This is a genomic window from Cellulomonas biazotea, assembly GCF_004306155.1.
GTDB classification, from domain to species: Bacteria; Actinomycetota; Actinomycetes; order Actinomycetales; family Cellulomonadaceae; genus Cellulomonas; species Cellulomonas biazotea.
The window spans coordinates 1-7,195 of sequence record NZ_BIMR01000218.1; the positions used below are offsets into that span (position 1 = coordinate 1).

Annotated in this window: 7 protein-coding genes; 6 read left to right on the forward strand and 1 reads right to left on the reverse strand. The window is 75.6% G+C overall.

Annotated features, from left to right (window positions below; translation table 11 throughout):
* A partial coding sequence (locus CBZ_RS13840; protein ID WP_246013388.1) for a YflT domain-containing protein occupies positions 1 to 616 on the reverse strand: 616 nt, incomplete at its 3' end.
* A 72-nt stretch (positions 617 to 688) separates the two neighbouring features.
* Here CBZ_RS13840 and CBZ_RS13845 point away from each other — a divergent pair.
* From CBZ_RS13845 to galK, 6 genes are all read left to right on the forward strand, one after another.
* The gene (locus CBZ_RS13845; protein ID WP_130782105.1) at positions 689 to 2,002 is read left to right on the forward strand and encodes a magnesium transporter MgtE N-terminal domain-containing protein; all 1,314 of its coding nucleotides are present in this window, start codon (positions 689 to 691) and stop codon (positions 2,000 to 2,002) included.
* Entirely contained in the window at positions 1,995 to 2,582 is a 588-nt protein-coding gene (locus CBZ_RS13850; RefSeq protein ID WP_130782106.1) for a DUF1003 domain-containing protein, read from the forward strand. The genes CBZ_RS13845 and CBZ_RS13850 overlap by 8 nt, the downstream gene beginning before the upstream one ends.
* 85 nt (positions 2,583 to 2,667) lie before the next feature.
* Positions 2,668 to 3,825, forward strand: a complete 1,158-nt coding sequence (locus CBZ_RS13855; protein WP_130782107.1) for an Mrp/NBP35 family ATP-binding protein — start codon at positions 2,668 to 2,670, stop codon at positions 3,823 to 3,825.
* Positions 3,826 to 3,894: 69 nt separating this feature from the next.
* The gene (locus CBZ_RS13860; RefSeq protein WP_246013390.1) at positions 3,895 to 4,749 is read left to right on the forward strand and encodes a DeoR/GlpR family DNA-binding transcription regulator; all 855 of its coding nucleotides are present in this window, start codon (positions 3,895 to 3,897) and stop codon (positions 4,747 to 4,749) included.
* Positions 4,746 to 5,936, forward strand: a complete 1,191-nt coding sequence (gene galT, locus CBZ_RS13865; RefSeq protein WP_130782108.1) for a galactose-1-phosphate uridylyltransferase — start codon at positions 4,746 to 4,748, stop codon at positions 5,934 to 5,936. Before CBZ_RS13860 ends, galT begins: the two co-directional genes overlap by 4 nt.
* Positions 5,933 to 7,162: a galactokinase gene (galK, locus tag CBZ_RS13870; protein WP_130782109.1), complete on the forward strand. Its 1,230-nt coding sequence runs from the start codon at positions 5,933 to 5,935 to the stop codon at positions 7,160 to 7,162. Before galT ends, galK begins: the two co-directional genes overlap by 4 nt.
* Positions 7,163 to 7,195 lie beyond the last annotated feature (33 nt).

The window sequence follows — 7,195 nt, forward strand, 5'->3', positions numbered from 1 at the left end:
GCTGCGGGGCCACCGGCGGCACCGTCGGCGCGCCCGACGGCGGTCCCGAGGGAGCGGCGGGCGGCGGGTACGCGGCCCGCGGGTCGGACACGGGCGCCGGCGGCGCGACGGCCGGTCGCGCCGGCCACCCCGACTGCACGCCGCCGATCTCGCGGAGCAGCTCGCGCGCCTTGTGCGCCTGCTCGGTCCGGCACAGCACGGCGTACGACGACGCGACGATCTGGCTGGACGACGTGAAGTCGCGCCGCCCGCGGGAGAACGAGTAGGTGATGACGGAGAACAGCAGCCCGAACGCGCCGCCGATGAGGATCGCGGGGATGAACGGGCTGCTCGACCCCGGCGCGGTGAACAGGCTGAGCAGCAGCCCGACGAACAGGCCGAACCACGCCCCCGACACGAACCCGCCGAGCGCGACGCGCGGGTACGACAGCCGTCCCGTCACACGCTCGACCATCCGCAGGTCGGTCCCGACGATCGTCACGAGCTGCACCGCGAACGCCTTCTCCGCGAGGTGGTCGACCGCCTTCTGCGCCTCCAGGTAGGTCGCGTACGACGCGACCGTCTCCCCCTGGGGCGGGGTGGGGGTGCGGGGGACGCGCGAGCCCGTGAACGCCATGCGGCGATCCTCTCCCACGCCGCGGCCCGGTGCCACCAGCCGACACGCACCGGCGCGGTTAGGCTGGCGCCCGTGAGCAGCGTCGGGACCAGGGTGTTCGTCGCGCGCCTCGCCGGCACCACCGTGTTCGACCCGCTCGGTGACCAGGTCGGACGGGTGCGCGACGTCGTCGTGCTCGTGCGCCCCAAAGGGGCACCGCGGGCCGTGGGCCTCGTCGTGGAGGTGCCCGGCAGGCGCCGCGTCTTCCTGCCCCTGACGCGCGTGACGGCGGTCGACGCCGGTCAGGTCATCTCGACGGGCCTGGTGAACATGCGCCGCTTCGAGCAGCGCTCGACGGAGACGCTGGTCGTCGGCGAGCTGCTCGACCGTCCCGTGGTCATGGCCGACGGCTCGGGCGAGGCGACCGTCGAGGACGTCGCGATCGAGCTGCAGCGCGGCGGGGACTGGCTGGTGACGAAGGTGTTCGTCCGGCGCCGCCGGCCCGGCAAGTCGGGGCTGCTGCACCGCCGCGGCGAGACGCTGCTCGTGCCGGTCGACGCGGTCGTCGCGCTGGGTCGCACGTCGGCCGCCGCGCAGGGCGCGGAGCTGCTGCTCGCGCAGTACGAGGACCTCAAGGCCGCCGACCTGGCCGACGTGCTGCACGACCTCGGCACGACCCGCCGCTTCGAGGTCGCGTCGGCCCTGGACAACGAGCGCCTGGCCGACGTCCTGGAGGAGCTGCCCGAGGACGACCAGGTCGCGATCCTGCAGGGGCTGGAGCTCAACCGCGCGGCCGACGTCCTGGAGGCCATGCAGCCGGACGACGCCGCGGACCTGCTGGGCGAGCTGCCCGACGAGCAGGCCGCGGAGCTGCTGGGGCTCATGGAGCCCGAGGAGGCGAAGGACGTCCGACGGCTGCTCGCGTACGAGGACAACACCGCGGGCGGTCTCATGACGACCGAGCCGGTGATCCTCGGCCCGGAGACGTCGATCGCGGCGGCCCTCGCGCACGTGCGCCGCCAGGACCTCGCGCCCGCGCTCGCGTCGATGGTGTTCGTGGCCCGGCCGCCGCTGGAGACGCCGACGGGCCGGTTCGTCGGCGTCGTGCACCTGCAGCGCATGCTGCGCGAGCCCCCGCACGAGGCGATCGGCTCGATCGTCGACACCGACGTCGAGGCGATCCCGGTCGGCGCTCCCCTGATGTCCGTGACCCGCCAGCTCGCGACGTACAACCTGCTCGCCCTGCCGGTCGTCGACGAGGACAAGCGGCTGCTCGGCGCGGTGTCGGTCGACGACGTCCTCGACCACCTGCTGCCCGAGGACTGGCGCGAGACGGACGAGGACCCGGCGGCGCAGCTGTCGCCGTCGACGCGCACCACGGGCACGGTCGGGGGCGGTCGTGGCTGAGCGCCTGGACCAGCCGCGCGAGACGCGGCGGGTCCTGCTGCCGCGCCCTCGGGTGGACGCCGACCGGCAGGGGCAGTGGTCGGAGTCGATCGCGCGCTTCCTCGGCACGCCGCGGTTCATCATCTGGCTGACGGTCTTCTGCGTCGCGTGGATCGCCTGGAACACGCTGCTGCCGAAGGACCTGCAGTTCGACCGGGCCGACCTCGGCTTCACCGCGCTCACGCTCGTGCTGTCGCTCCAGGCGTCCTACGCGGCACCGCTCATCCTGCTCGCGCAGAACCGGCAGACGGACCGCGACCGGGTACAGGCCGAGCAGGACCGGCAGCGCGCCGAGCGGAACCTCGCCGACACCGAGTTCCTGGCGCGGGAGATGGCGGCACTGCGCATCGGCCTGTCCGAGGTCGCGACGCGCGACTTCGTCCGGTCCGAGCTGCGCAACCTGCTGGAGGAGCTCGCCGAGGAGCGCGAGGCCGAGCGCGAGGAGCGTGAGCGCGCCGAGCACGCGGAGCACGCCGAGGGCGTCGAGCCGCCGCCCCGGACGGACAGCACGCCGCGGGTCCGCCGGACCGACCGGACCTGACCCGCGACGCGCACGCTCGCCGTCGCGTCCTCCCGCACGGGACCCTCGTCCCGGCGACCCTCGGGGCGCCACCTACGATGAGGGCATGCCTTCCCCCTCGGACCCGACGACCCTGGACGCGGCCGTCCGCACCGCGCTGACGACCGTGCTCGACCCCGAGATCCGGCGCCCGGTCACCGAGCTCGGGATGGTCCGGTCGGTCGACGTCGAGCAGACGCCCGCGGGTGCGCGGGTGCGCGTCGGCCTCGACCTGACGACCCCGGGCTGCCCGCTCAAGGAGACGCTGACGCGCGACGTCACGGCGGCCGTGCAGACCGTGGAGGGCGTCGCCGAGGTCGTCGTCGAGCTGGGCGTCATGACGGCCGAGCAGCGCCAGGCGCTGCGCACGCTGCTGCGGGGCACGGACGCCGAGCCGGAGATCCCGTTCGCGAAGCCGTCGTCGCTGACGAAGGTGTACGCGATCGCGTCGGGCAAGGGCGGCGTGGGCAAGTCGTCGGTGACGGCGAACCTCGCGGTCGCGCTCGCGCAGGACGGGCTGCGGGTGGGGGTCGTCGACGCGGACATCTACGGGTTCTCGATCCCCCGCATGCTCGGCGTCACGCGGCCGCCGACGAAGGTCGACGACATGCTGCTGCCGCCGGTGGCGCACGACGTCAAGGTCGTGTCGATCGGCATGTTCGTCCCGCCGGGGCAGCCGGTGGTGTGGCGCGGCCCGATGCTGCACCGCGCGCTGCAGCAGTTCCTCGCGGACGTGTTCTGGGGCGACCTGGACGTCCTGCTGCTGGACCTGCCGCCAGGGACGGGCGACATCGCGATCTCGGTCGCGCAGCTGCTGCCGGGGTCGGAGATCGTCGTGGTGACGACGCCGCAGGCGGCGGCCGCGGAGGTCGCGGAGCGTGCCGGGTCGGTCGCGGTGCAGACGCGCCAGCACGTCGTGGGGGTCGTGGAGAACATGTCGTGGCTCGCGCAGCCCGACGGCTCGCGCCTGGAGCTGTTCGGCTCGGGCGGCGGTGCACGCGTCGCGGAGAACCTGTCGCGCCTGACGGGCGGGGACGTGCCGCTGCTCGGGCAGGTTCCGCTGGACGTGTCGCTGCGCGAGGCCGGCGACGCCGGGACGCCCGTGGTGCTGTCCGACCCGGACTCCCCGGCCGCGCTGGCGCTGCGGGAGGTCGCGCGAGGCCTGTCGGGCCGCCGCCGGAACCTCGCGGGCCGCTCGCTGGGGCTGACGCCCGCGGGTCGCTGACCCGGGGCGGGTCGACCCGCCGGACCACTGTCTGTTTGAAGTTGTTCGGTTGTGTGTGATGATGTCGGGGTGTTGGCGACCCAGCGGCAGGAGCACATCCTCGGCGTCGTGCGGGCCCACGGGGCGGCGCGGGTCGCCGACCTCGTGGAGGCCCTCGACGTCTCCGACATGACCGTCCGCCGCGACATCGCGGAGCTCGCCCGCGCCGGCCTCGTCCGCCGCGTGCACGGCGGCGCCGTCGCCCCCGACGCGGGCGGCCGCCCCACCGACGAGCCCGGCTTCGAGGCCAAGCGCGCGTGGGCCCAGGCCGAGAAGCGCGCGATCGCGCAGGCGGCGCTCGCGACCGTCGAGCCCGGCCAGGCGATCGCCCTGTCCGCCGGGACCACGACGCACCTGCTCGCCGAGCTGCTCGCCGCGACGCCGACGCTGCGCCCGCTCACGGTCGTGACGAACTCCGTCGGGGCCGCCGACGTCCTGCACCACGCCGCCCCCGGCACCGACCGGCTCGAGGTCATCCTCACGGGCGGCGTCCGCACCCCGTCCGACGCGCTCGTCGGGCCCGTCGCCGACGCCGCCCTCGCGCGGCTGCGCGTCGACCGCACGTACCTCGGCGTGCACGGCCTGGACGCCGACGGCCTCACCACCCCCAACCTCGCCGAGGCCGCGACGAACCGGGCCCTGCTGGCCTGCGCCGCCGCGACCACGGTCGTCGCCGACCACAGCAAGTGGGGCGTCACCGGGCTCGCCCGGATCGCGACGCTCGACGAGATCGACCTGCTGCTCACCGACGACGCCCTGACCGACGACGCCCGCACCGCCGCCGAGGCGACCGGCGCCCGCGTCCAGCTCGTCCCCCTCCCCCGCGACGTCCCCCGCGACCCGGCGTCGCACCAGCCCGCCCCACCGACCGGAGACCGCCCGTGACCACCACCCCGCAGCCCGCCGTCCGCACGACGTCCACGCGCCTCGCCGACGGCCGCGAGCTCCTCTACTTCGACGACTCCGAGCCGTACGTGTCGGGTGCGGCGACGCGCCGCCTCGACGACCCGCGCCCGCTGCCGGACCGGTTCGCCCCCGTCCTCGACGAGCACGGCGTCGCCCACCCGGTGACCGGCCCCGAGCTGCGCCGCGACCCCCTCACGGGCGACTGGGTCGCGATCGCGGCGCACCGCATGAACCGCACGTTCCTGCCGCCCGCGGACGCGAACCCGCTCGCCCCTGCCCGCCCCGGTGCCGAGTACCAGGACGGCGAGATCCCGGACACGGCCTACGACGTCGTCGTGTTCGAGAACCGCTTCCCGTCGCTCCTGGCCGTCCCGGGCGTCCTCGACGAGCCGGCCCCTGCCGACGGCGAGGAGCTCTTCACGACGCGCCCCGCCGCCGGCCGCTGCGAGGTCGTGTGCTTCTCGTCCGACGCCTCGGCGTCGCTGCGCACGGTCGGACCCCGACGGATGCGGACGATCATCGAGGCCTGGGCGCACCGCACCGCGGCGCTCGGCGCGCTCCCCGGCATCGAGCAGGTCTTCGTGTTCGAGAACCGCGGCAAGGAGATCGGCGTCACGCTGCACCACCCGCACGGGCAGATCTACGCCCTGCCCTACCTGGCGCCGCGCACCGCGGCCATGGTCGAGCAGGCGAAGGCGCACACCGCCCGCACGGGCCGGCTGCTGGGCCGCGACCTGCTCGACGCCGAGCTGCGCGCCGGGACGCGCGTCGTCCTGGAGTCCGAGCACTGGGTCGCCTACGTGCCGTTCGCGGCCCGCTGGCCCGTCGAGGTGCACCTCGCGCCGCGCCGCGACGTCCCCGACCTGCCCGCGCTGACGGACGCCGAGCGCGAGGACCTCGCGCACGTGTACCTCGACCTGCTGCGCCGCCTCGACCTGTTCTTCGTCGACGACGAGACGGCCATCCCCCTGCCCTACATCGCCGGGTGGCACCAGGCCCCCGTGAACGACGGACGCGATGAGTCCCGGTTGTTCCTCCAGGTGTTCTCGGTGCTGCGCGCGCCGGGCAAGCTCAAGTACCTCGCCGGCATCGAGTCCGGCCTCGGCGCGTGGGTCAACGACACGACGCCCGAGCGCATCGCGGCGCGCCTGCAGGACCTCGCGTGAGCGCGGCGGTCGAGTGGGTCGAGGCCTGGGCCCCGGCCGACGGCGCCCGGCGCGCGCACGACCTGTTCGTCGACCGGTTCGGCACCGAGCCGGACGGCACGTGGTCCGCGCCCGGGCGCGTCAACCTCATCGGCGAGCACACCGACTACAACGGCGGCCTGTGCCTGCCCACGGCGCTGCCGCACCGCGCGTACGTCGCGCTGCGCCGCCGCGACGACGACACCGTCCGCCTCGTCTCGGCGCAGGAGGCGGGCCGCGTGCGCGAGGTCCGGCTCGCGGACGTCGCCCCGGGGACGGTCGACGGCTGGCCCGCCTACGTGGCGGGCGTCGCGTGGGCGCTGCGCGAGGCGGGGCACGTCGTCGGCGGCTTCGACGTCGCGGTCGACTCGTGCGTGCCGTACGGCGCCGGGCTGTCGTCGTCGGCGTCGCTCGAGGCCTCGGTCGCGGTCGCGCTCGACGCGGTGTTCGACCTGGGCCTCGCGGGGACCGCCGAGCAGCCCGACGACGCCGGCCGGACGACCCTCGCCGCGGTGTGCGTGCGGGCGGAGAACGAGATCGCGGGCGCCCCGACGGGCGGCATGGACCAGTCGGCGTCGCTGCGGGCCAGCGCCGGGCACGCGCTGCTGCTCGACTGCCTCGACGGGTCGGTCCGGCACGTCCCGTTCGACCTGTCCGCACACGGGCTCGAGCTGCTCGTGGTCGACACCCGGGCCGAGCACGCACTGGTCGACGGGCAGTACGCCGCGCGCCGGGCGGCGTGCGAGGCCGCGGCGGTCCGCCTCGGTGTGGGCACGCTGCGCGAGGTCGCGCCCGAGGCGCTCGACGCGGCGCTGGCCACGCTCGCCGACGGCTCGGCCGAGGGCGACGTGCAGGTGCGCCGGGTGCGGCACGTCGTGCGGGAGATCGAGCGCGTCGAGCAGTTCGTCGCACGCCTCGACGCGGGCGACGTCGAGGCGGTCGGGCCGCTCATGGACGCGTCGCACGCGTCGCTGCGCGACGACTACGAGGTGTCCTGCCGCGAGCTCGACCTGGTCGTCGACGCGGCGCGCGCCGCGGGCGCGCTCGGGGCCCGGATGACGGGCGGCGGCTTCGGCGGCTCGGCGATCGCGCTGGTCAGGGCCGACGAGGTCGACGCGGTCGCCTCCGCGGTCGCGGACGCCTTCGCGGCAGGCGGGCTGCGCGCGCCGGCGTTCGTCCTGGCACCGCCGGCGGCACCCGCGTCCTGACGACGGCGCGGCGCACGGGGCACGACCGTGCGC